21 protein-coding genes and 1 pseudogene are annotated in these 22,190 nt (G+C 71.9%); 15 read left to right on the top strand and 7 right to left on the bottom strand.

Annotated features, from left to right (window positions below):
• Together AB0M52_RS11240 and purB are read left to right on the top strand one after the other, a co-directional pair.
• Positions 1-1,488: pseudogene (locus tag AB0M52_RS11240) on the top strand (hypothetical protein); the annotation flags it as partial.
• A gap of 83 nt (positions 1,489-1,571) precedes the next feature.
• Entirely contained in the window at positions 1,572-2,996 is a 1,425-nt protein-coding gene (gene purB / locus AB0M52_RS11245) for an adenylosuccinate lyase (protein WP_363951961.1), read from the top strand.
• 11 nt (positions 2,997-3,007) lie between these two features.
• On the opposite strand, the gene AB0M52_RS11250 is transcribed toward purB, so the two are convergent.
• Together AB0M52_RS11250 and AB0M52_RS11255 are read right to left on the bottom strand one after the other, a co-directional pair.
• Positions 3,008-3,571: a YbjQ family protein gene (locus tag AB0M52_RS11250; protein WP_363951964.1), complete on the bottom strand. Its 564-nt coding sequence runs from the start codon at positions 3,569-3,571 to the stop codon at positions 3,008-3,010.
• A gap of 28 nt (positions 3,572-3,599) precedes the next feature.
• Positions 3,600-4,280: a DUF1986 domain-containing protein gene (locus AB0M52_RS11255; protein ID WP_363951966.1), complete on the bottom strand. Its 681-nt coding sequence runs from the start codon at positions 4,278-4,280 to the stop codon at positions 3,600-3,602.
• Positions 4,281-4,678: 398 nt separating this feature from the next.
• On the opposite strand from AB0M52_RS11255, the gene purS reads away from it, so the two are divergent.
• The 4 genes from purS to AB0M52_RS11275 all read left to right on the top strand — a co-directional run bounded on the left by purS (position 4,679) and on the right by AB0M52_RS11275 (position 9,221).
• Entirely contained in the window at positions 4,679-4,942 is a 264-nt protein-coding gene (purS, locus tag AB0M52_RS11260) for a phosphoribosylformylglycinamidine synthase subunit PurS (protein ID WP_092381490.1), read from the top strand.
• A complete protein-coding gene (gene purQ / locus AB0M52_RS11265; RefSeq protein WP_363951969.1) occupies positions 4,939-5,622 on the top strand; it encodes a phosphoribosylformylglycinamidine synthase subunit PurQ in 684 nt (227 codons plus the stop codon). Before purS ends, purQ begins: the two co-directional genes overlap by 4 nt.
• 67 nt (positions 5,623-5,689) lie before the next feature.
• The gene (purL, locus tag AB0M52_RS11270; RefSeq protein WP_363951972.1) at positions 5,690-8,461 is read left to right on the top strand and encodes a phosphoribosylformylglycinamidine synthase subunit PurL; all 2,772 of its coding nucleotides are present in this window, start codon (positions 5,690-5,692) and stop codon (positions 8,459-8,461) included.
• Between the two features lie 4 nt (positions 8,462-8,465).
• Positions 8,466-9,221 (top strand): 2-phosphosulfolactate phosphatase, encoded by a 756-nt coding sequence (locus tag AB0M52_RS11275; protein WP_363951975.1) that lies wholly within the window; start codon positions 8,466-8,468, stop codon positions 9,219-9,221.
• 210 nt (positions 9,222-9,431) lie between these two features.
• On the opposite strand, the gene AB0M52_RS11280 is transcribed toward AB0M52_RS11275, so the two are convergent.
• On the bottom strand, positions 9,432-11,708 hold the full coding sequence (locus tag AB0M52_RS11280) for a carboxypeptidase regulatory-like domain-containing protein (RefSeq protein WP_363951978.1): 2,277 nt from the start codon (positions 11,706-11,708) through the stop codon (positions 9,432-9,434).
• Positions 11,709-11,810: 102 nt separating this feature from the next.
• On the opposite strand from AB0M52_RS11280, the gene AB0M52_RS11285 reads away from it, so the two are divergent.
• The 5 genes from AB0M52_RS11285 (at position 11,811) to amcA (ending at position 16,582) form a co-directional block, all read left to right on the top strand.
• Positions 11,811-12,173, top strand: coding sequence for a sterol carrier family protein (locus AB0M52_RS11285; protein WP_363951981.1), 363 nt, complete (start codon positions 11,811-11,813; stop codon positions 12,171-12,173).
• A 161-nt stretch (positions 12,174-12,334) separates the two neighbouring features.
• The gene (purF, locus tag AB0M52_RS11290; protein WP_363951983.1) at positions 12,335-13,879 is read left to right on the top strand and encodes an amidophosphoribosyltransferase; all 1,545 of its coding nucleotides are present in this window, start codon (positions 12,335-12,337) and stop codon (positions 13,877-13,879) included.
• A gap of 64 nt (positions 13,880-13,943) precedes the next feature.
• A complete protein-coding gene (gene purM / locus AB0M52_RS11295; RefSeq protein WP_363951986.1) occupies positions 13,944-15,098 on the top strand; it encodes a phosphoribosylformylglycinamidine cyclo-ligase in 1,155 nt (384 codons plus the stop codon).
• Positions 15,099-15,273: 175 nt separating this feature from the next.
• Entirely contained in the window at positions 15,274-16,377 is a 1,104-nt protein-coding gene (gene amcB, locus AB0M52_RS11300) for a cyclophane-forming radical SAM peptide maturase AmcB (RefSeq protein ID WP_363952002.1), read from the top strand.
• The gene (amcA, locus tag AB0M52_RS11305; RefSeq protein WP_111213478.1) at positions 16,346-16,582 is read left to right on the top strand and encodes a multiple cyclophane-containing RiPP AmcA; all 237 of its coding nucleotides are present in this window, start codon (positions 16,346-16,348) and stop codon (positions 16,580-16,582) included. The genes amcB and amcA overlap by 32 nt, the downstream gene beginning before the upstream one ends.
• 149 nt (positions 16,583-16,731) lie before the next feature.
• On the opposite strand, the gene AB0M52_RS11310 is transcribed toward amcA, so the two are convergent.
• Together AB0M52_RS11310 and AB0M52_RS11315 are read right to left on the bottom strand one after the other, a co-directional pair.
• Positions 16,732-16,944: a DUF3073 domain-containing protein gene (locus AB0M52_RS11310; protein WP_119574941.1), complete on the bottom strand. Its 213-nt coding sequence runs from the start codon at positions 16,942-16,944 to the stop codon at positions 16,732-16,734.
• Between the two features lie 294 nt (positions 16,945-17,238).
• Entirely contained in the window at positions 17,239-18,321 is a 1,083-nt protein-coding gene (locus AB0M52_RS11315; RefSeq protein WP_363951990.1) for a Glu/Leu/Phe/Val dehydrogenase, read from the bottom strand.
• 250 nt (positions 18,322-18,571) lie between these two features.
• Between AB0M52_RS11315 and AB0M52_RS11320 the strand changes: the two genes are divergently transcribed.
• The gene (locus AB0M52_RS11320) at positions 18,572-19,411 is read left to right on the top strand and encodes a hypothetical protein (protein ID WP_363951993.1); all 840 of its coding nucleotides are present in this window, start codon (positions 18,572-18,574) and stop codon (positions 19,409-19,411) included.
• A 251-nt stretch (positions 19,412-19,662) separates the two neighbouring features.
• Positions 19,663-19,872 carry a BldC family transcriptional regulator gene (locus tag AB0M52_RS11325; protein WP_007073996.1) on the top strand — a complete coding sequence of 70 codons (210 nt, stop codon included), beginning with the start codon at positions 19,663-19,665 and terminating at the stop codon, positions 19,870-19,872.
• A 125-nt stretch (positions 19,873-19,997) separates the two neighbouring features.
• Here AB0M52_RS11325 and AB0M52_RS11330 read toward each other — a convergent pair whose 3' ends face one another.
• Positions 19,998-20,378 (bottom strand): PPOX class F420-dependent oxidoreductase, encoded by a 381-nt coding sequence (locus tag AB0M52_RS11330; RefSeq protein WP_363951995.1) that lies wholly within the window; start codon positions 20,376-20,378, stop codon positions 19,998-20,000.
• Positions 20,379-20,433: 55 nt separating this feature from the next.
• Between AB0M52_RS11330 and AB0M52_RS11335 the strand changes: the two genes are divergently transcribed.
• On the top strand, positions 20,434-21,213 hold the full coding sequence (locus AB0M52_RS11335) for a methyltransferase domain-containing protein (protein WP_363951997.1): 780 nt from the start codon (positions 20,434-20,436) through the stop codon (positions 21,211-21,213).
• 77 nt (positions 21,214-21,290) lie between these two features.
• Here AB0M52_RS11335 and AB0M52_RS11340 read toward each other — a convergent pair whose 3' ends face one another.
• Complete coding sequence (locus AB0M52_RS11340; protein WP_111213473.1) at positions 21,291-21,581, bottom strand: hypothetical protein; 291 nt, start codon at positions 21,579-21,581, stop codon at positions 21,291-21,293.
• Positions 21,582-21,775: 194 nt separating this feature from the next.
• Here AB0M52_RS11340 and AB0M52_RS11345 point away from each other — a divergent pair.
• On the top strand, positions 21,776-22,190 hold a 415-nt coding region (locus tag AB0M52_RS11345; RefSeq protein WP_363951999.1), incomplete at its 3' end, for a 3-hydroxyacyl-CoA dehydrogenase NAD-binding domain-containing protein.

Below are 22,190 nucleotides of genomic sequence, written 5' to 3' on the forward strand. Positions count from 1 at the left end.
CTGGGCCCGGCCTGGGCGCTGATCCCGGCGCTCGGCCTGGCCTGCGCGGGCGCCAAGTCCAGCGTCCTGCCACCGCTGATCGCCGGCCTCGGCCTGGCCGCCCTGGTGGCGTGGATACGCGGCCGACAAGTTCCCTGGCGGGTGTTCGGCGTGCTGGCCACGCTGGTTGTGGCGATGGCGGTCGGCTACCGGCTGTTCGCCGGCGGTGGGGCGGGGACGCTGCGGGCGCAGCCGCTCGGCCTGATCCGCCACCTGCTGCCTTACCAGCAGACGTACGGCGCTGAGGAAGGCGCACAGTTCGGTGGCCTGCTGCCGCCGGGGCTGGTGGAACACGGCGGCACCGGCGCCTGGCGGTTGGCGACCGTCCTGTTCGGCTGCTGGCTGCTCATGCAGACGCCCCGGCTGGCCGGCGGGCTGCTGCTCGCCGGGTCCGGCCGACGCGACCCGGTCGTCTGGCTCCTCTCGGGTGCGGTGGCCGCCGGGCTCGCCGTCGCCTGCCTGACCTTCCACCCCTCGGCCAGTCAGCTCTACTTCTGGCTGCCGGTGATCCCACTGGCCGCCCTGCTCGCCAGCTGGCTGCTCGCCCGGACCCGGGTAGGGTGGCCGGCGCTCATGGCGGCCGGCGTGCTCGGCGCGCTCGCGCAGCTGTTCGCCCCGCCGCTCGACCCGCCTCCCGCGCCGGCCCGCGACGAGGTGACCATCGAGTCGGTGCGCACCGCCACCGCCGACGGGTGGCTGGCGGCGCTCGGCTGGTCGGCGGCCCGGTACGCCGCCCTGATCGTGCTGGCCGCCGTGCTCGCCATGGCGGTCGACGCGCTGCGCACCCGCCGCGCTGCCGTCGACGGCAACGACGACTCCGGTGCGGCCGGGCGTCGGGCTGCCCGGGTGCGGCGGCTGGGTCGGCCGACACCGGCGGCGCTGCTCGCCCGGTCGGCGCTGGCCGGCGTGGTCGCCGCGCTGCTCGGGGCGAGCCTCGCCACCGGGGTCGACATGTCGGTCCAACAGGTGAGGACCAGCGTCGACCCACTCGGCACGAGGGACGAGCGGCTCGTGGTAACCCGGGACGAGATGCAGGCCGCGCTCTGGCTGGACGAGCACGCCGGACCCGACGATTTGGTGGCGACCAACGTGCACTGCCGGCCGGTGCAGACCACACCGCACTGCGATGCCCGCGCCTTCTGGGTGACCGGGCTGGGCGGTCGCCGTGCGGTGGTGGAGAGCTGGGGCTACACCGACGCCGCCCTCGCCGCGCACGGGCGGGACGGTTACCGGTACCCGCAACAGCCCCCGCCCGACGCGGCGCAGTTCGCCCTCAACGAGCGGGCCTTCACCGCCCCCACCCGGGCCGATCTCGACCAGCTGCGCGACGCGTACGGGGTGCGGTGGTTGTTCGCCGACACCCGGGCCGGAGCGGTCTCGCCGGAGCTGGCCCGGCTGGCCCCGGTCCGGTACACCGCCGGCCCGGTGACCATCCACGAACTGCGCTGACCAGCGCTCACGCGGCGAAGGGCGGAAGGGCTGGCAGCCGTACCCGGTCGGGAGGCAGGGTGGCGGTGCCGGACAATGGCGGGGTGACGACGATCCCGAACGTGCTCGCCCACCGGTACGCCTCACCCGAGCTGGTCGCGCTCTGGTCCCCGGAGGAGAAGGTCCGGCTGGAACGGCGACTCTGGCTCGCCGTACTCCGGGCCCAGCGGGAGCTCGGCGTGCCGGTGCCCGACGGGGTGGTCGAGGCGTACGAGCGGGTGCTGGACGACGTCGACCTGGCCTCGATCGCGGAGCGGGAGCGGGTGACCCGGCACGACGTGAAGGCGCGGATCGAGGAGTTCAGCGCGCTCGCCGGGCACGAGCACGTGCACAAGGGGATGACCTCCCGGGACCTCACCGAGAACGTCGAGCAGCTTCAGGTGCGCCGGTCGCTGGAGCTGATCCGGGATCGGGTGGTGGCGACGCTGGCCCGGCTGGCCTGGCACGCCCACGAGTACGCGGACGTGGTGATGGCCGGCCGGTCGCACAACGTGGCGGCGCAGGCCACCACGCTGGGCAAGCGCTTCGCGTCGGCGGCGGAGGAGTTGATCATTGCGTACGAGCGGCTGGAGGACCTGATCGCCTGGTACCCGCTGCGTGGGATCAAGGGGCCGGTGGGTACCGCTGCCGACCAGCTGGACCTCTTCGACGGTGACGCCGACAAGGTGGCCGATTTGGAGCGGCGGGTCGCCGAACACCTGGGCTTCAACCGGGTGCTGGACAGTGTCGGCCAGGTCTACCCGCGCTCGATCGACCTGGCCGTGATCTCCGCGCTGGCGCAGGTGGCCGCGGCCCCGTCGTCGCTGGCCACCACGATCCGGCTGATGGTCGGTCAGGAGTTGGCCACCGAGGGCTTCAAGCCGGGTCAGGTCGGCTCCAGCGCGATGCCGCACAAGATGAACACCCGCTCGTCGGAGCGGGTCAACGGCTTCGCGGTGATCATCCGGGGCTACCTGTCGATGGTCGGCGAGCTGGCCGGCGACCAGTGGAACGAGGGGGACGTCTCCTGCTCGGTGGTCCGCCGGGTGGCCCTGCCGGACGCCTTCTTCGCCGCCGACGGGCTGTTCCAGACGTTCCTCACCGTGCTCGACGAGTTCGGCGCGTACCCGGCGGTGATCAACCGGGAGCTGGAGCGGTTCCTGCCGTTCCTGGCCACCACCAAGATCCTGGTGGCAGCTGTCCGCCGGGGCGTCGGACGGGAAACCGCGCACGAGGCGATCAAGGAGCACGCGGTCGCGGTGGCCCTGGCCATGCGCGAGAAGGGCGCCCCGGAGAACGACCTCTTCGACCGCCTGGCCGCCGACCCCCGCCTCGGCCTCACCCGCCCCGAGATCGACACCCTGGTGGCCGACCGCGCCGCCTTCGTCGGCGCCGCCCCCGCCCAGATCCAGGCGGTAACCACCCGCATCTCCAAGATCGTCCAATCCCACCCCGAAGCTGCCACCTACTCCCCACCCCCCATCCTCTGACCCGTCCGGGGTCAGGCGTCGCGGGTGGGGGTTTCGGCGGCGGTGGAGAGGTTGGGAGCGCTCGCCGGCTCGGCGATGCCGCCCAGTTCCTCGGCGAAGGCCGGGTCCTGGGCTGTCTCGGCGGCGACCAGGGGCTGGTCGTGAGGCATGACATCGGGCACCTTGGGCACCACGATCACGGCCGTGCCGTACGCGCAGATCTCCATCCACATCTCGCCGCAGTCGCGGCTGTCGAACCGCATCCCCACCACGGCGTTCGCGCCGAGTCGCCGGGCTTCCTCGCCGAGCCGGGCCACCGAGTCGGTACGCCACCGGGTGAGGTTGTCCGGCGCCATCGGGTCGTACGCGCCACCACGGAGGTTCTTCACGCCCTCGCGGTACGGGTTGCGGGTCCTGGCCATGGAGGAGACCACTTCGCCGAGGATCTGGCGGATCTCATAGCCGGGAAGTTGATCCGTCGTCACGACCAGCACGTTTCCGATGCTGGCAGGCGCCGCCCGCCCCCATTGCGAGCCTTGTTCACCTGCTCGGATGCTGAAAAACGGCGCGGCGCGGACGGGGAGCGTGTGGCGCACCCATCCGCGCCGCCCCGGGCGCTAACCGTCAGACACCGGCCACCGAGGTGATCCAGGCCCGGTTGAACGCGACACTGCCGTAGTTCTGGATGTTCACGCCGTCGGCGGTGGAGGCCACCCCGACCTGCAGGCCGTTGTAGAACTGCGGGCCGCCCGAGTCGCCGCGCCAGGCGTTGCCGTTGACCCGGGTGCTCCGGATCGCCTGCCCGCCGTACGCGTCGGTGGCGCTGTTACTGGTCACCCGGACGGACGCGGTCTTGAGCTGGGGCGACGCCGAGCAGCCGCTGTAGCAGGTCATGCCCCAGCCGTAGATCGAGTTGGTCGAGTTGATCGGCGGGTTGCTGCTGGCCAGGCTGACGTAGCTGGTGCTCACCGAGCTGGAGAGCCGCATCAGGGCCAGGTCGTAGCGGCTGTAGGTGGCGCTGACGGTGCGGGTGACGCCGCCGGAGGCGTAGTAGACGCTGCCCACCCGGACGGACATCGTGCCGCCGAGGCAGTGCCGGGCGGTGAGCACCCACTGCGGCGCGATGATCGTGCCGGAGCAGGTGAACGAGCCGTTGCTGAAGACCGCAGCGGCCCACGGCGCGGAGGAGACGGTGCCGCCGCCGATGATGTACGGGCTGACGGGGGCGGCGACGGCGCCCGAGCTGGCACCGAGCACGCCGGCCAGGGCTGTGGCGAGGACCGCGATCAGGGATCGGATGCGCACGGTTGGCTCCTTCGGGGTTCGGGGACCCGGGTTAACCGGGTCGACCTGCGGTGGCGGGCGGGGGTGGTCCGCCATCGCGACGCCGACAAATCGACATCTGACGATGTACCGTAGGGCCCCGTGAGGTGTTTCACAAGAGGCTCATTGAAACAAGGCGATGTAACAGTCGGATTTCCCTGGGGCGGGTGTGGCGGCCGACCCGCCGGCGAATCCGGCAACAAACCCGCATCGGGATCACAACGAACCCGTATCGGTCCCGAAGAGTCCGTACGGGTAAGGTCAACCACTGCCCTGACGGCGTCCGACCGGTGCGTCTGGCGCGGTGTCTGCCAGGTAGGCTGGCTGCGCTCGCCCGTTGTGGGTCGGCACCCAACTGCGTACACAGTCAGGAGTGCCCAGTGCCTCGCGTCGTCGTCGACGTCATGCTCAAGCCTGAGATCCTCGATCCTCAGGGCCAGGCCGTCGCAAACGCGCTGCCCCGGCTCGGCGTCAACGACGTCGCCTCGGTACGGATCGGCAGGCGGATCGAGATCGACTTCACCGGTGAACCGGACCTGGACCGGGCCCGGGAGATCGCCGACAAGTTGCTCGCCAACCCGGTCATCGAGGACTTCACCGTCCGCCTGGTCGAGGCCGACGAACCCGCGGACGCCCGCTCGTGACCGCGCGGGTCGGTGTGGTGACGTTCCCCGGCTCGCTCGACGACGGGGACGCTGCCCGGGCCGTCCGGATCGCCGGCGCGGAGCCGGTCCGCCTCTGGCACGGCGACCCGGAGTTGCACGGGGTGGACGCCGTGGTCCTGCCCGGCGGCTTCTCCTACGGTGACTACCTGCGCTGCGGCGCCATTGCCCGGTTCGCCCCGGTGATGGAGAAGATCGTCGACGCCGCCGCCGGTGGCCTGCCGGTGCTCGGCATCTGCAACGGCTTCCAGATCCTCTGCGAGGCCCACCTGCTGCCCGGCGCGCTCACCCGCAACCAGCACCTGCACTTTCGCAACCGCGACCAGATCCTGCGCATCGAGGCGACCGGCACCGCCTGGACGAACACCTTCCAGTCGGGCCAGGAGGTGCTGATCCCGGTCAAGAACGGCGAGGGTTGCTACGTCGCCGATCCCGCGACGCTGGACGAGCTCGAGGCCGAGGGCCGGGTCGTCGCCCGGTACGTCGGCGGCAACCCCAACGGGTCGCAGCGGGACATCGCCGCCATCACCAACCCCGCCGGCAACGTGGTCGGCATCATGCCGCATCCCGAGCACGCGGTGGAGGCGCTCACCGGCCCCTCCCTCGACGGCCTCGGCTTCTTCACCTCGGTGCTGAAGCACCTGGTGGGGACGCCGGCGTGACCGTCCGCAGCGGGATCATCGGTCGGCTCACCCGCCCGTCAGGCGGCGAGCGCAGCGAGGAGAGGTCATGACCACGCATCCGGACCCGGTACGGGAGACCCCGGAGGCATTCCCGGCCGCGCCGGCGCAGGCCCGGCACGCCGCCGCCCAGGAGCCCACCGACTGGGCCGACGGGGTGGACACCGTGCCGCGCGCCGGTGGCACCCCGGAGGAACTTCAGCCGTACGCCGAGCTGGGGCTCCGGGACGACGAGTACGACCGCATCCGGCACATTCTGGGCCGCCGGCCGACCCAGTCCGAGCTGGCGATGTACTCGATCATGTGGAGCGAGCACTGCTCCTACAAGTCCAGCAAGGTGCACCTGCGGCAGTTCGGCGAGAAGGCTCCGCCGAGCGACCGGCTGCTGGCCGGCATCGGTGAGAACGCGGGCGTGGTCCGGGTCTCCGACGAGCTGGCGGTGACGTTCAAGGTCGAGTCGCACAACCACCCGAGCTTCGTCGAGCCGTACCAGGGTGCGGCGACCGGTGTGGGCGGCATCGTCCGCGACATCCTCGCCATGGGCGCGCGCCCGGTGGCCGTGATGGACCCGCTGCGCTTCGGTGCCGCCGACCACCCCGACACCGCCCGGGTGCTGCCCGGCGTGGTCGCCGGCGTCGGCGGCTACGGCAACTGCCTCGGCCTGCCCAACATCGGCGGCGAGGTGGTCTTCGACCCCTGCTACCAGGGCAACCCCCTGGTCAACGCGCTCTGCCTCGGTGTCCTGCCGGTGAGCCGCCTGCAGAACAAGGCCGCCGTCGGCCCCGGCAACGTCGTCGTGCTGATGGGCGCCAAGACCGGCCGGGACGGCATCGGTGGCGTCTCGGTGCTGGCCAGCGCCACCTTCACCGAGGGCAGCGAGCAGCGCCGCCCGTCGGTGCAGGTCGGCGACCCGTTCACCGAGAAGCTGCTGATCGAGGCGTGCCTGGAGCTGTACGACGCCCAGCTCGTCGCCGGCATCCAGGACCTCGGCGGTGCCGGGCTCACCTGCGCGCTCACCGAGACCGCCGCGGCGGCCGGCACCGGCATGCGGGTCTGGCTGGAGCGGGTGCCGCTGCGCGAGCCGTCGATGGAGCCGCACGAGATCCTGGCCAGCGAGTCGCAGGAGCGGATGCTCCTGGTCGTCGAGCCGGCCAAGCTCGAAACGGTCCTCAAGACCTGCGAGAAGTGGGGCGTGCTGGCCACCGCGATCGGCGAAGTCACCGCGCCGGAGCCGGACGGCCAGCCGGGCCGGCTGCTGATCACCTGGCGTGACCACCTGGTGGTGGACGTGCCGCCGGGCTCGCTGGTGGACGACGGGCCGGTCTACGCCCGCCCGATGCGCGAGCCGGCCGACCTGATCCTGCTCCAGGCCGACCGGGCCGAGACGCTGCCCCGGCCGGCCGACCCGGACGCGCTGCGCGCGACCGTGCTGCGCATGATCGCGTCGCCCAACCTGTGCGACAAGACCTGGGTCACCGAGCAGTACGACCGCTACGTGCTGGGCAACACCGTGCTCGCCCAGCCGGAGGATTCGGGCGTCATCCGGATCGACGAGCGGACCGGCCTGGGCGTGGCGCTGTCGGTGGACGGCAACGGCCGGTACGCCCGGCTCGACCCGTACCACGGCGCCAAGCTGGCGCTGGCCGAGGCTTACCGGAACGTGGCCGTGACCGGGGCCACGCCGATCGCGGTCACCGACTGCCTGAACTTCGGCTCGCCGGAGGACCCGGGCGTGATGTGGCAGTTCGCCGAGGCCGTGCGCGGCCTGGCCGACGGCTGCGCCGAGCTGGGCATCCCGGTGACCGGCGGCAACGTCAGCTTCTACAACCAGACCGGGGCGGCGGCGATCCACCCGACGCCGGTGGTGGGCGTGCTCGGCGTGCTGGAGAACGTGGCCGACCGGGTCGCGACCGGCTTCGTCGCGCGCCCCAACAACGACCACGACCAGCTCTTCCTGCTCGGCGAGACGCACGTGGAGCTGTCCGGCTCGGAGTGGGCCTGGGTGACCCACCAGCACCTCGGTGGCGTACCGCCGCAGGTCGACCTGGCGCGCGAGAAGCAGCTCGCCGGGCTGCTGGCCGACGCCGCCCGGGTGGGGCACCTCAGCTCCACGCACGACCTCTCCGATGGCGGGCTCGCGCAGAGCCTGGTGGAGTCCTGCCTGCGGTACGGCGTCGGCGCGCGGATCGCGGTGCCGGAACGCTTCGAGGGCGGCTCGATGCCGTTCGTCTTCCTGTTCAGCGAGTCCGCCGGCCGCGTACTGGCCTCGGTGCCACGCGGCCACGAGAAGGCGTTCACCGCGCTGTGCGCCGAGCACGGCGTGCCGTGGGAGCTGATCGGGGTCACCGACCCGGCCGGGGGCGCGCTGGAGGTGCACGGCCAGTTCCGGATCGGGCTGGACGAGCTGCGGGAGGCGCACACGGGCACGCTGCCGAGCCTGTTCGGCGGGGTGCAGCCGTTCGAGGTGACCGCTCCGGACGCCGTCGAGGCGCCCGCCGGCGAGCCGGTGGACGCTGCCGAGGTTGGCGAATCTGCCGGCCCGGCGGCCGAGGAGGCGGCACCCGCTGTCGCCACCGGGTCCGTCGAGGCTCTGCCGGCGGATGACGCTCGCAGCGCGGCCAGCACCGAGCTCGCTGTGGAGGCAGCCACGCCCGATGCCGAGGCGGTTGACCGGCCGGCCGAGCGGGCCACGCCGCCGGTCCGCCCGACCCGGGCCGGGGACGCCCCGGCGGGTCAGGCCGATCCGGCCGGAGAACAGAGCGGGGCCGACGTCCCGCAGCCCGGTGCCACCGAGCAGCCTCCCGCGTCCGACGAGCGCTGAGGCGTTGGCCGCGGCCGTTCACGCCCAACCCGGATCCGGGGCCCGGTTCGACTGGGGCCTCGCGGGGGCGGCCGAACTCGGCCGGGTCTGCGCGGTACTGGTGGTGGTGGACGTGCTTTCGTTCACCACCACCGTCGAGGTGGCGGTCGGGCGGGGGATGCGCGTCCACCCGTTCCCCTGGGGCGAGCAGGCCGCCGACTACGCGCGGCGGGTCGGCGCGGTCGCCGCGACCGGCCGCCGGCAGGTGACCCCGGAACATCCGTGGTCGCTGTCGCCGGCCGCGCTGAGCCGGGCGCCGGTCGTGCGCGACCTGGTGCTGCCATCGCCGAACGGCTCGGCCATCAGTGCCGCCGCCAGCGCGACCGGGCTACCGGTGGTCGCGGCCAACCTGCGTAACGCCCGCGCCGTCGGGCGCTGGCTGCTACGGCAGGGGTACGGCTCGACCGCCGCCCCGATCGGCGTGGTCGCCGCCGGAGAGCAGTGGCCGGACGGCTCGCTGCGCCCGTCGGTGGAGGACCAACTCGGGGCGGCCACGGTGCTGGACGCTCTTTCCGGGGCACCCGGTGGCCTGTCGGTGGAGGCGGCCGTGGCACTCGCCGCGCTGGCCAGCACCCCGGACCTACCGGCGGCGGTGCGGGGCTGCGTCTCCGGCCGGGAGCTGATCGAGGACGGCTTCGCCGAGGACGTCGAGATCGCCGTACGCCTCAACACCTCCGACGTCATCCCCCTACTCCGCCAAGGCATCTTCACCCCCGCCTGACCCCCACCCCACCCCACCACCAGCGCCGCCGATCTTGCACTTACTGTCGGGACAAAAGGTGGCAAGAGGGGCATGTCGGCGACCGAAAGTGCATGATCGACGGTGGATTGGGTGGGTGCCGGCGTCCGAGTCCGGGTGAACGAGTCGTGGGGCGGCCGATTGGCCGCCCCACGATCTTTGTGTCCTTGCGTGCCGCGTGCGGCGCTACGGTCAGTCGTCCAGCCAGTCGAGGCGACGGCCGGCGCGGTCCTGGGTTTGGCCGTCCGGCCGACCACGGCCGGCTTGCGCCGGGTCGCCGTAGCTGCCGGGCTGGCCGTAGCCGCCCTGGTCGTAGGCGTTGTCGTAGCCGCCGCGCTGTTGTGGGGGCTCCTGGCCGTAGCCGCTGCCGCCCTGGCCGTAGCCGCCCTGGTCGTAGGCCGTGTTGTCGTAGCTACCGCGCTGTTGTGGGGGCTCCTGGCCGTAGCCGCCGCCCTGGCCGTAGCCGCTGCCGCTCTTGCCGTAGCCGCCCTGGTCGTAGGCCGTGTTGTCGTAGCCGCCCCGCTGAGCGGGCTCCTGGCCGTAGCCACCGCCCGGCTGGTCGTACCCGCCGGACGACTCCGCGCCGCGGCCGTAGCCGCCGGTCGGCTCGCCCTGCCCATAGCCCCGGGTCGATTCGCTCTGGCCGTAGCCGCCCGTGGGCTCGCCCTGGCCGTAGCCCCGGGTCGAGTCGGCCTGCCCGTAGCCGCCGGTCGGTTCGCTCTTCCCGTAGCCGCCGGTGGCCTCGCTCTGGCCGTAGCCGCCGGTGGGCTCGCCCTGGCCGTAGCCTCGGGTCGTGTCGGCCTGCCCGTAGCCGCCGGTGGCTTCACCCCGGCCGTAGCCGGTGGACTCGGACTGGCCGTATCCCTGGCCGGCACCGGGCTCGTACAGGCCGGTCGCGTACGGGTCGGCGGGGGCGGGGTACCGGGTCTCGTCGCCGTTGTAGCGGCCGGTCGGCTCGTCGTACCGCTGCTCGCCGTAGCCGCCGCCCGCCGGCGGGTAGTCCGCGCCGCCGCTGCCGGCGCCGTGGTCGCGGCTGCCGTAGCCGCCACCCGAGGCCGGGCTGTTGCCGTAGCCACCGCCGGACGAAGGGGCGTTGCCGTAGCCACTACCGGAGGACGGGGCATTGCCGTAACCGGACGCGCCATAGCCGCCCGGCTCGTCGCCGTAGCCGCCACCAGCCCAGCCCTGCCCCGGCCCGCCCGAGGCGCCGTAAGACTGCGGCGGGGCGCCGTACGGGTCCGGTGGGACGTCGTCGATGACCGGCTGGTGCATCATCGTCTGCGCGTTGCTCAGCCCCGGGCCGCCGACCATGGTCGGGTCCGGTGCGGCGCCGACGCGGTTCACCACCCGGGTGTGGTCGTCCGCGCCCGCGAACGAACCTCGGGCCGCCGGGACCGCGCCGGCCGGAGCGCCCGCCGGAGCGTCGCCGTCGGCCTCGGCCTCCTCGTTCTCCTTGCGCTTCATCCAGAGCAGCACGATTGTGCCGACACCGACGGCCACGAAGAGGCCGCCCAGCAGGATCAGCAGCCAGTTGCCGAAGCCGCCGGAGTCCTCGTTCCCGGGCGGGGTCTGGGCCGCGACGCTCTCGCCGGCGGTGGTCTCCTCCTCGCCTGCGGCATCCTCCTCGAACGGGTCCTCGGTAGGCACCGCCGACTCGGTCGCCGAGGGGGTGGCGCTCGGGCTGGCCGAGGACTCGATCGCCAAGGTGATCCGCCGCCCGGTGATGCTCTGGCCCGGGCTGGCGTTGAAGTTCACGACACTCGTTTTGCCGCTCGCGCTCGCGCCGAGGTCGATCCGACCCGGGACGATGGGCCGGCTGTTGGTGCCGGTGAAGCGGAAGTTGCCGTTCGGGTCGCTCCTGGTCTCGTACTGGCTGCCGGCGCTGTCCTTGAGCAGGACCAACGCGTTCGGCACCGCCTCGCCGGACTGGGTCACGACCTTGCCGGAGATCGACCGGACGGTCTGCGGTGCCTGCGGCGCCTCCGTCGTCGGCGGCGCCTGCGCCTTCACCGTCAGTTGGAAGGTGTCGGTGGCAGGGTCGGAGCTGTCCGGCTGGACCCGGACAGTGACCGTGACGCTGTTGTCCCGTGCGCTGTCATTGGCTTGTAGCGTCAGCAGCTGGGTCTTCGGCGACAGGGGCGGACCGGTGAACTGGAAGCTGCCGCATCCACTGCTGCAGCTGACACCAGACGGCAGGCCGGTCAGGCTGATCTCGCCGCTTTTGTCGTCGACACTCGGGGTAATCCGCACGGTCACCGTGCCGTCGCTGCCCGCGTTGACGGTTAGCGAGCGCGGTGAGACGTTGATGTCGGCGGCCAGGGCGGGTGTGGCGGGGACGGCGAGCAGGGCACCGACAATCAGCGCCACGACCACACCGGCCCGCTTTTGCCAGGCTCGTCGGTGTGTTGACACGTCCACCGCCTTCCGAACTGACCTCCCCTGACTGGCGGGTGCCGAGCGGGGGAACATCACGGTACGAATACGCCGTCGGCAACTATGCCCTGTCGGGGCGGATCGGCGCGACCCAGGGCCAGCGTGATGCATGGCGCGGTCACGCCGTATCGTCCCGTCGTGTCCTCTCCGTACATTAAGTCCGCCGCGGTCACGACGGCGCTGGCGGCTCTCGACGAGGGGCGTACGCCCGAAAGGTCGGTGCTCCGTGCGGCGGTCAGGGCCCTGTTGACCATCCTCGCGGAGCGCGCCCCCGGCCGATCGGTGGAGGTGCGCGTCCCACCTTACGGTGTAGTTCAGTGCGTTCCGGGGCCACGACACACCCGCGGTACGCCTCCGAACACGGTGGAGATGGATCCGGCGACCTGGCTCGCGCTGGCCACCGGACGACTCGATTGGGCGCAGGCGGTCACGGAGGGTCGCGTACGGGCGAGCGGGATCCGCGCGGACCTGTCCGGGTATTTGCCGCTCGAACTGGGGTGACGCGTGTTGCTGCTGACGGATAGCGGTGACAACGTGACTGTATGTGGCGACACGGATTCGCGTACACTGTCAGGCGACGACAGTGTGGTCCCCGGCCGACCAGCGCGGAGCAGCCCCTTGGTTCCGCCAGGCCAGTCCAGACCAGCAAGAGGGAGCGGCAGGTGCCCCGAGGCGACGGCCGGCTGAGCCACGACCTTGATCCCCAACGACCCGGCCCCCAGGACGCGTGCGGCGTCTTCGGTGTCTGGGCCCCCGGGGAGGAGGTTGCCAACCTGACCTACTTCGGGCTGTACGCGTTGCAGCACCGGGGGCAGGAGGCAGCCGGCATAGCGGTCAGTGACGGCTCCGGCGTGGTGGTGTACAAGGACCTCGGCCTGGTGGCCCAGGTCTTCGACGAGCCGACGCTGGCCAGCCTGCGCGGGCACGTCGCGATCGGGCACACCCGGTATTCGACGACCGGTGCCTCGACCTGGGAAAACGCCCAGCCGACCATCCGGGCCACCAGTTCGGGCACCACCATCGCGCTGGCCCACAACGGCAACCTGGTCAACACCGCGGAGCTGCAGCGCGAGGTGGCCGAGCGCGGCCTGACCGCCGACGGCTCGTCCAACGACACCTCGCTGGTCACCATGCTGCTGGCCAGCCGGCCCGATCTCTCCGTCGAGGGCGCCGCGCTGGAGGTGCTGCCGCAGCTGCGAGGCGCGTTCAGCTTCGTCTTCATGGACGAGTCGACGCTCTACGCCGCGCGTGACCCGCACGGGGTGCGCCCCTTGGTGCTCGGTCGGCTGGAGCGGGGCTGGGTGGTGGCCAGCGAGACCGCCGCGCTGGACATCGTCGGCGCGAGCGTGGTCCGCGAGGTCGAGCCCGGTGAGTTGATCGCGATCGACGCGGAGGGGCTGCGGTCCACCCGGTTCGCCGCCCCCGAGCCCAAGGGCTGCCTGTTCGAGTACGTCTACATCGCCCGCCCGGACGCCACCATCGCCGGACGCAACGTGCACGCGGCGCGGGTGCAGATCGGTCGCCAGCTGGCCAAGGAGCACCCGGTCGAGGCCGACATGGTCATCCCGGTGCCCGAGTCGGGCACTCCGGCGGCGATCGGCTACGCCGAGGAGTCCGGCATCACCTACGGCGCCGGCCTGATGAAGAACCCGTACGTCGGGCGCACCTTCATCCAGCCGTCGCAGACGCTGCGCCAGCTCGGCATCCGGCTCAAGCTCAACCCGCTGCGCGAGAACGTCCGGGGCAAGCGCCTGGTGGTGGTCGACGACTCCATCGTCCGGGGCAACACCCAGCGCGCCATCGTGCGGATGCTTCGCGAGGCCGGCGCGGTGGAGGTGCACGTCCGCATCTCGTCGCCGCCGGTCTCCTGGCCCTGTTTCTACGGCATCGACTTCGCCACCCGCGCCGAGCTGCTCGCCAACGGCCTCGACAACGAGGGCATCCGGCGTTCGATCGGCGCGGACAGCCTGGGCTACGTCTCGCTGTCCGGCCTGATCGGGGCGACCGAGCAGCCGAAGAACCGGCTGTGCCGGGCGTGTTTCGATGGGGAGTACCCGATCGAGCTGCCCGTCGGCAACCTGATCGGCAAGCACGTGCTCGAAGGAATCGGCCGTCGGGTCGCGCACAGCGCGGCCGACGACACCGGCGCCGCCGAGCAGCTCGTCCCTCCGCTCGTCGCCACTCCGGGCGGCACACACCGCCCGTAGCACCGTCCGGCTGCGGCGTCGGTCACCGTCGACGCGGCAGCCGAGAACCACAAAGGGGAGAACCGTGACGCACGTGTCCGAGCGCAGCGGCGCAGGAAGCAGCCCGACCGGCGCTGGCGGCGACCGTCAGCCCTGGACGGCCGGCACCGGCCGCCCGGCTCGCAAACGTTCGGTCTCGTACGCGGACGCCGGCGTGTCGATCGAGGCCGGTGACCGTGCGGTGGAGTTGCTCAAGTCCAAGGTGAAGCAGACCCGCCGGCCGGAGGTGATGGGCGACCTCGGTGGCTTCGCCGGCCTGTTCCGGCTGGACACCACGAAGTACAAGAACCCGATCCTGGCCTCCTCCACCGACGGTGTCGGCACCAAGCTGGTGATCGCCCAGCAGATGGACATCCACGACACGGTCGGCATCGACCTCGTCGCGATGGTCGTCGACGACCTGGTCGCCTGCGGTGCCGAGCCGCTGTTCCTGCTGGACTACATCGCCACCGGCGAGGTCGTGCCGGACAAGGTCGCCGAGATCGGTGCCGGCATCGCCGACGGCTGCCGGTACGCGGGCTGCGCGCTGCTCGGCGGGGAGACCGCCGAGCACCCGGGCGTGCTGCGTCCCGACGAGTACGACATCTCCGCCACCGGCGTCGGCGTGGTGGAGGAGAGCGCGATCCTCAGCTCGGAGCGGGTCGAGGTGGGCGACGTGGTGATCGCCATGCGCTCGTCCGGTCTGCACTCGAACGGCTACTCGCTGGTCCGGCACGTGCTGCTCGGTGCCGCGCGGATGCGGCTGGACGTGGTGATCGACGACTTCGGTCGGCAGCGCACCCTCGGCGAGGAGTTGCTCACCCCCACCAAGATCTACGCGCAGGACTGCCTCAAGCTGATCGCCGAGGCCGAGGTGCGGGCGCTGGCGCACGTCACCGGCGGCGGCATCCCCGGCAACCTGGTGCGGATCCTGCCGGAGCACGTGGACGCGGTGGTCAACCGCGCGACCTGGAAGCCGCAGCCGATCTTCGACCTGCTCCAGTCCAAGGGCCGGATCGAGGACCCGGCGATGGAGGCGACCTTCAACATGGGCGTCGGCATGTTCGCGATCGTCTCGGCCGAGGACGCCGACCGCGCGCTGGCCACGCTGACCGGTCGCGGGGTGGACGCCTGGCAGGCCGGCGAGATCATCGAGGGCACCGGCGAGGTGCGGATGGTCGGTCAGCACACCCGCGGCTGATCACCCTGCGCTGATCCTCCAACCACCTGATCAGGGGTTCACCCGAGTGGCCGTCTCCGCCTAGCCTGAAGGGCACCCTCAGAGCTGTGAGGCGCGCCCATGCCGGGGTGTGCCCGCAGCCCTTCAACCGGCCCGGAGGAGGGCGATGGCTGCGCGGGGACGGTCATTGCGCGGGATGCGGGGCCTGGCCACCGTCCCGTCGTACGTCGTGATGCAGCCCACCACCCTCTGCAATCTCGACTGCGCGTACTGCTATCTGCCGTTCCGGGCGGTCGACCGGCGGATGCCGGTCGCGGTGGCCGAGGCGGTGGCCGCGTCGGTGAACCGCTGGGCGGCGGCGGAGCGCTTCTCGGTGGTCTGGCACGGCGGCGAACCGCTCGCCGCCGGTCGGGACCAGTTGGCCGCGCTGATGGCACCGTTCGGGCCCCAGGTCGAGCATCACGTCCAGACCAACGCCACGTTGATCGACGACGCCTGGTGCGAGTTCTTCGCCGCGCACCAGATGCGGGTGAGCGTGAGCGTGGACGGGCCGCGGGAGCGCAACGGCGAGCGGGTCACCCGGGCTGGCCGGCCGGCGTACGACCGGATCGTCCGTGGGGTGGCCGCGCTGCGCCGGCACGGGCTGCCCTTCTCGGCGCTGGCGGTGGTGAACGACCCGTCGCCCGGTCGGGCGACGGAGTTGTACGACTACTGCCTCGACCTCGGCTGCGAGGTGCTCGGCGTGAACATCGAGGAGACCGAGGGGGTCAACACGCGTGACAATTCCCACGATGCCGTAGCGGTGACCGGGTTCTGGGCCGAACTGGTCTCGGCCTGGCGGCGGGACCCGAGGATCCATCTGCGGGAGGTCGAGTGGTCGCTGCGATACGCCGCAGCGGTGCTGGACGGCACCGAGGACGACCTGTTGCCCGGCCGGCTCGACCCGATCCCGACCGTGGCGTACGACGGCTCGGTCGTCGTGCTCTCGCCCGAGCTGGCCGGTTTCACCGATCCCCGCTACGGCGACTTCAGCAGCGGGAACGTGCTCACCACGCCGTTGGCCGCGATCCTCGCCGACGCGGAGCGCACGGCCTGGGTCGGCGAGTTCATCACCGGGGTGGAGGCGTGCCGGTCGTCCTGCCCCTACTTCGGGTTCTGTGGCGGAGGCCACGCGGCCAACCGTTACTTCGAGCTGGGGCGTTTTGACGGTACGGAGACCGAGCACTGCCGCAACAGCAAGATCCGCCTACTGGAGGGAGTGTTGGAGCATGCCCGAGACCACCAGTCACCGGGAGCCTGAGCGCGTGACGGGAGACGAGCCCGACCGGGTCGCCGACCGGGTGCGGGACGCCGCTGCCGGGCTCACCGCCCTGCTCCACGAGGCCGAGGTAGCGCGACGGCTGCGGGCGGAGGTGGTGGGTGGTGACGGCGCCAGCGCGGTCTGCGCCTGGAACCACTTCGAGAACATCCCGACGTTCTACAACTGGAACAACCGGCCCCGCTGACCGGGCCGGGACCAAGGGGCCCGCCACGCCGTCGGAGCATTGTCCGGGCATGGCAGGCCCCTTGGAACGTCGGATGGTACGCCGCCGCCGGTAGCGGGCACATGCGTGAGCACGCGGGGAGTTACCGCGTGCTCAGATGTGACCGGGGGTCAGCGGGTCGGACGGACCCAGTTGTCCGGGTCGTCCTCGGCGTGGTCCTCGTCGTCGTCGACGTACTCTTTGTAGTCGTCGTCGAAGTTGCGGTCCGACTTGCCGCTGCCGCCGAGTTCTCGCTGCAAGGCGGCGAGGTCGGTGTTCGGGGAGTGGTACTTCAACTCCCGGGCCACCTTTGTCTGCTTGGCCTTAGCACGGCCGCGCCCCATGGCTCGACCCCCTCGCACAGAATGCGGGGCAGCCCGAAGGCGGGCCCCGATGACGTCAGGCATCTCTCGTGGCTCTTACGGTACATGGGGATGCCACCGTTCGGCACCTCGGGTTACCGTCGACCGCAACCGCGCGTTGCGGTCGTGCGGTCGTCACCCATTGTACCCGGTAAGGAGCGATGCCGGGAACGGTCGTGACACGGGGCAAATCCTCACGAACGCGTCGTATCTTCAGTTTAGCCGGGCATGGCCGCCGAGGGCGGGACCAATCGGCCCGCCCTCGGCGGCGCGTCGTCAGCGCAGGTGGATCGTGCGCAGCCGGCCGATCTCGGCCATCCGCCGTTCGGCCAGCCGGTCCGCCGCCACGGCCGGCGGGACGCCGTCGGAGTCGGCGAGCCGGAGGATCTCCCGGGTGGTGTCGTAGATCCGGGTGGCCCGCAGCTTCGCCCGGTCGAAGTCGAAGCCCTCGATCTCGTCCGCGACCTGGATCACGCCGCCCGCGTTCACCACGTAGTCCGGTGCGTAGAGGATGCCCCGGTCGGCGAGCAGCTTCTCGACGCCCGGGTGGGCGAGCTGGTTGTTGGCCGCCCCGGCGACCACCTTCGCGCGCAGCGCCGGCACGGTGTCGTCGTCCAGCGCGCCGCCGAGGGCGCACGGGGCGTACACGTCGATGTCGGCGGAGACCAGCGCGGTCACGTCGTCGAGGAGGGTGACCTGGGGGTGGGTGGTGCGCGCCCAGTCCAGCGCCCGCGGGTTCACGTCGGTCGCGACCACCTCGGCGCCGTCGTCGAGGAGGTGGCCGACCAGGTACCTGCCGACCTTGCCCAGGCCGGCCACGCCGACCCGCTTGCCGTGCAGCGTCGGTACGCCCCAGACGTGCTCGGCCGCCGCCCGCATGCCCTGGTACACGCCCCAGGCGGTGAGGATCGAGGAGTCGCCCGCCCCGCCGTGTTCGACGCTGCGGCCGGTGACGTACCGGGTCTCGCGGGCGATCACGTCCATGTCCGCCACGTAGGTGCCGACGTCGCAGGCGGTGTAGTACCGGCCGTTCAGCGACTCCACGAAGCGCCCGTACGCGCGCAGCAGCGCCTCGCTCTTGATCTGCTCCGGGTCGCCCCAGATGACCGCCTTGCCGCCGCCCAGGTCCAGGCCCGCGAGCGCGTTCTTGTACGCCATGCCGCGGGACAGGTCGAGCACGTCGGCGAGGGCGGCCTCCTCGCTGCCGTACGGGTAGAAGCGGGTGCCACCGAGCGCGGGGCCGAGCGCGGTGGAGTAGATACCGATGATCGCCTTCAGGCCGGTCTGCTTGTCCTGGCAGAACACGACCTGCTCATGCCCCGTGGACTCGGGGTCGTCGGTGGTGGCGAAAACGCCCATGACTGGCTCCTGTGTCGGCGGGCGCCCTTGTGGGACGCGGACCTGGTGTAGGCCGGCGGGATGCTGCCGGTGCTGCGAGCCTAGTATCGGCCGGTGCCGCGCTGCCCTCCCGGCGGCACCGTCCCGCCCTGCGGGCAGCACCGCAGCGCCGTTTCCCGCCGGGCTGCCCACCGGTCCGGGACGCGCCCGGGCCGCCGTCCCGGATGACGCCGAGCACCGCTCGGCTTGCGGTTCGTGGGAGGATCGCGCCGTGCCGTCGCTCTTCGCTTCATACCTGCGCGTGTACGAGCCGCTGACCGCCTTCGACCGGGATCGCCAGTCGTACTGGCGGCGCTACGTCGAGCAGGGGCGGGCGGTGGCGCCGGTGGAGGGGCCCGGCCGGCAGCGTACGTCGGTGATCGAGGCACTGGGCGCCGGCTGGACCCGGCTGCCCGACCTGCCGGACGAGGCGTACGTGCTGGAGACCGACGAGACGCTGCTGGTGTGCCCGTGGAACCTGCGCATCCGGGTGGCCGAGGCCGCGCTGAGCGCGCGGGACGGGGTGCCGGCGGTGCTGGCCGACGCGTTCGTCCCGCCGGTGCTGGCGGGGCAGGCCAAGGCGGTGGTGGAGGACTGGCGCAGCGGGGCCCGGGTGCTGGAGCACGGCGTGCCCCGACTGCACGAGCAGATCGCGACCTGGGGCGTGCCGCTGCGCTGGTTTGTGCTGTTCGAGGCGGAGGAACGCAACCACGTGACCGCACCCGGGCGTCGCTCGCTGCGGTTCCGGACGGAGATCTCCAAGGCTCGTCGCCGGTCGTCCCGGGCGCTGTCGGTGCTGCGGAAGTCGGTCGGCGAGGCGCCGATCACGGAGGCGGTCGAGGAGGCCGCCCGGTGGCTGGAGGAGTTCCACCCGCGTTCCGTGGTCGAGCTGGACTACGGCGGGCTGGTCGAGTTGCTCTCGGACGAGACGCTGGCCGCCGACGACTCGCCGGAGCTGGTCGCGGCCGGGCTCGGCGGGCTGTCCCGGGGCGAGGCGGAGGAGGCTTCCGCGGCGTACGACAAGCTCGTCGCCCGCTGGCGCGCGGTGCAACTTCTGGAGCGCTGTAACTAGTCCTCGATGTCCCGCATTCGGACAAGAACACGAGGCAGCTTCGTAGTTGACGCATCACGAACCGTGATCATGAGTCCGAATTAAGTACTTTCTGGCGTGTAAAAGTCGTATAAATCGGGCATGGTTCATCCGTCCGTCTAGGGACGTTCGGCCGTTCGGCCCATGTCGGACATCGGGGACTAGCCGGACCATGGGAGACGCGTCGGCCGGCGGGACCCCGGCCGATGTCTATACATGTGGAGGAGTGACCGATGGCATCGCGAACGCACGAACCAGAGCCGCTACTCACGCCGGCCGAGGTGGCGTCGATGTTCCGTGTCGACCCGAAGACGGTGACCCGCTGGGCGAAGGCTGGCAAGCTCAGCGCCATCCGGACCCTCGGCGGCCACCGCCGCTATCGGGAGTCCGAGGTCAGGGCACTGCTGCAGGGTCAGATCCCGCAGCAGCGTCAGGGGGACTGACCGGCTGGCATAGCAGGCTTTCTCGAAGGGCGGCGGATTTCTTCCGTCGCCCTTCGTCATGCCCGGGGCAGGCCCGAGCGGGCGGCGCGGCAATCGCGTCGCGGGCCGAGGCCATCCGGGCAACCTCAGTTGGTCAGCTCGACCCGGATGCCCACCGTGCCGCCCTCGCCACGGCGCAGCCGGCTGCCGAGCAGGCTGAGCCGGCCGATCACCCGGTACTTCTGCTTGATCAGGCCACGGATGCGGTCGGTCGCTCCGGGGTCGTAGAGGCTCGCCCGGGCCGGCACCGCCACGCCACGCGGCCGGCCACGCACGTCGCATGGTGCCACCGTGACCTCCCCGCTGCGGCGGATCCGCTTCACCTTGCCGGCGTCCGCCGCCGACCACACCGCCAGGGCGTCGCCGTCGCGGACCGCCCAGACCGGGGTCGGCACCGCCCGGCCGTCCTTGCGGAAGGTCGTGAGGAGAATGTATTTCTCCGCCGAGAGGCGATCCAACATCGTCACATCGTTCAGGATACGGGCGGTGCGGCTGACTGAGCAGCCGGATAGCGTGAAGGATGTGACGGGGGAGCCACGGATCGGTGACGTCTTCGGGGAACTGCTGCGCGACGCGCTGGCGGTGGCCACCGGGGTCGGTCCCCGGCCATTGGCCGGCGGGCGGCTGCCCCGTCCGGTCATCGAGGTCATCGAACGGGACGACGGGCTGGTCAACGGCGCGCCGGCCGCGCACTACCTGGACGGGCCGGAGGACTGGCAACCGCACGACCACCGGGCGGTGGATCGGGTACGCGGCGCGACGCTGGACGTCGGCGTGGGCGCCGGGCGGATCGCGTTGCTGCTCCAGGAGCGCGGCGTACCGGTCACCGGGCTGGACGTCTCGCCCGGCGCGTTGCAGGTGTGCCGTCGTCGGGGTGTACGCGACCTCGTGCACGGCACGGTCGACGAGCACGCCACGAGTGGGCGGCGGTACGACACCTTCCTGCTCCTCGGCAACAACCTCGGCCTGATCGAGGGCCGGGAGCGGGCACCCGCCTTCCTCGCGGCGTTGGCCGCGATGGCCCGCCCCGGCGCGCAGGTGATCGCCCACGGCACCGATCCGTACGGCACCCGCGACCCCGTACACACCGGCTATCACGAACTCAACCGACGGCGGGGGCGCCTCGGCGGCCAGCTGCGGTTGCGGCTGCGCTACCGCGAGCTGGGTACGCCCTGGTTCGACTACCTGGTCTGCTCACCTGACGAACTCGCCGAGCTGGTCCGTGGCTCCGACTGGCAGCTGGCCGACGTGGACGACCGCGACGCCCCGTACTATCTCGCCACCCTGCGGCTGCCCGGCTGAGCCGGCGGGCGGCGGCAGGGTGTTGACCGGGGCCCCTTGCGGTACCGGAGGCGTTGACAAGGGGCCCCTCCTACCTCTCAGACCTGGACGGTCGGGGGGAGCTGCTCCGGGGGGAGGCCCCCGTCGCCGTCGACGACCGCGTCCGGCTGGCCGTCCTCGTCGATGTCGACCATCGTGACGTCGACCTTGCCGTCACCGTCGGTGTCGAACTGGAACAGGTCGGCCTTGCCGTCACCGTCGGTGTCGACGACCCACACGTCGGTACGGCCGTCGTTGTTGGTGTCGGCGCGCAGCAGCTCGACGCGCTCGTCGCCGCGAGTCTCGACGGTCTCCTCGGCGCCCGCGCCGTCCACGGTCTCCTGGCTCATCTGCTCGTCCTTCCCTTGGGTTGTCGGCGGTCTGTACCCGATCCCGGCGGCCCCCACGCATCGGGCCGCGGTCGGTGCTGCATAGGGTCGCACCATGACTGAGCGGAGCGGACGGACCGGCTCCGGCGTGGCGGCGATCCCGCACGCCGGCAGCGGTATCGGCGAGCGAATCGTTACTGTGCGGTGGTGTCGTAATGACTGAACGATTCGTGGTGGTTGGGGCCGGCACGATGGGCCTCGGTATCGCGTACGTGGCGGCCGGCGCCGGCCATGCGGTGGAACTGGTCGAGGTGGACCGGGCGCGTGGCGGCGCGGCGGTGGAGCGGCTCGCCCAGTTGTGGGACCGGGCCGTGCAGCGCGGCAAGCTGACCGCCGAGCAGGCCGCCGCCAACCGGGAACGGGTCGCCCTGCGGGCCGGGTTGGCCGAGGTCGCCGAGGCCCCGGACGTGATCGTGGAGGCGGTGCCGGAGCGGCTCGACCTGAAGCGGTCCGTGCTGACCGAGGCGGAGGCGCTGCGACCGGCGCTGCTCGGCAGCAACACCTCCAGCATCCCGATCGCCGACCTCGCCCGGGAACTGGCGCGGCCGGAGCGCTTCTGCGGGCTGCATT

Source organism: Micromonospora sp. NPDC051296, assembly GCF_040682255.1.
Lineage (GTDB): Bacteria > Actinomycetota > Actinomycetes > Mycobacteriales > Micromonosporaceae > Micromonospora > Micromonospora craterilacus.

Excerpts from the sequence above, each read along its gene's own strand:
- AB0M52_RS11315 (WP_363951990.1), bottom strand. The coding sequence starts at position 18,321 with ATGGGCGTTTTCGCCACCACCGACGACCCCGAGTCCACGGGGCATGAG.
- AB0M52_RS11280 (WP_363951978.1), bottom strand. The coding sequence starts at position 11,708 with ATGTTCCCCCGCTCGGCACCCGCCAGTCAGGGGAGGTCAGTTCGGAAG.
- amcA (WP_111213478.1), top strand. The coding sequence starts at position 16,346 with ATGCCCGAGACCACCAGTCACCGGGAGCCTGAGCGCGTGACGGGAGAC.
- AB0M52_RS11325 (WP_007073996.1), top strand. The coding sequence starts at position 19,663 with ATGGCATCGCGAACGCACGAACCAGAGCCGCTACTCACGCCGGCCGAG.
- purL (WP_363951972.1), top strand. The coding sequence starts at position 5,690 with ATGACCACGCATCCGGACCCGGTACGGGAGACCCCGGAGGCATTCCCG.
- amcB (WP_363952002.1), top strand. The coding sequence starts at position 15,274 with ATGCGGGGCCTGGCCACCGTCCCGTCGTACGTCGTGATGCAGCCCACC.
- AB0M52_RS11340 (WP_111213473.1), bottom strand. The coding sequence starts at position 21,581 with ATGAGCCAGGAGACCGTGGACGGCGCGGGCGCCGAGGAGACCGTCGAG.
- AB0M52_RS11310 (WP_119574941.1), bottom strand. The coding sequence starts at position 16,944 with ATGGGGCGCGGCCGTGCTAAGGCCAAGCAGACAAAGGTGGCCCGGGAG.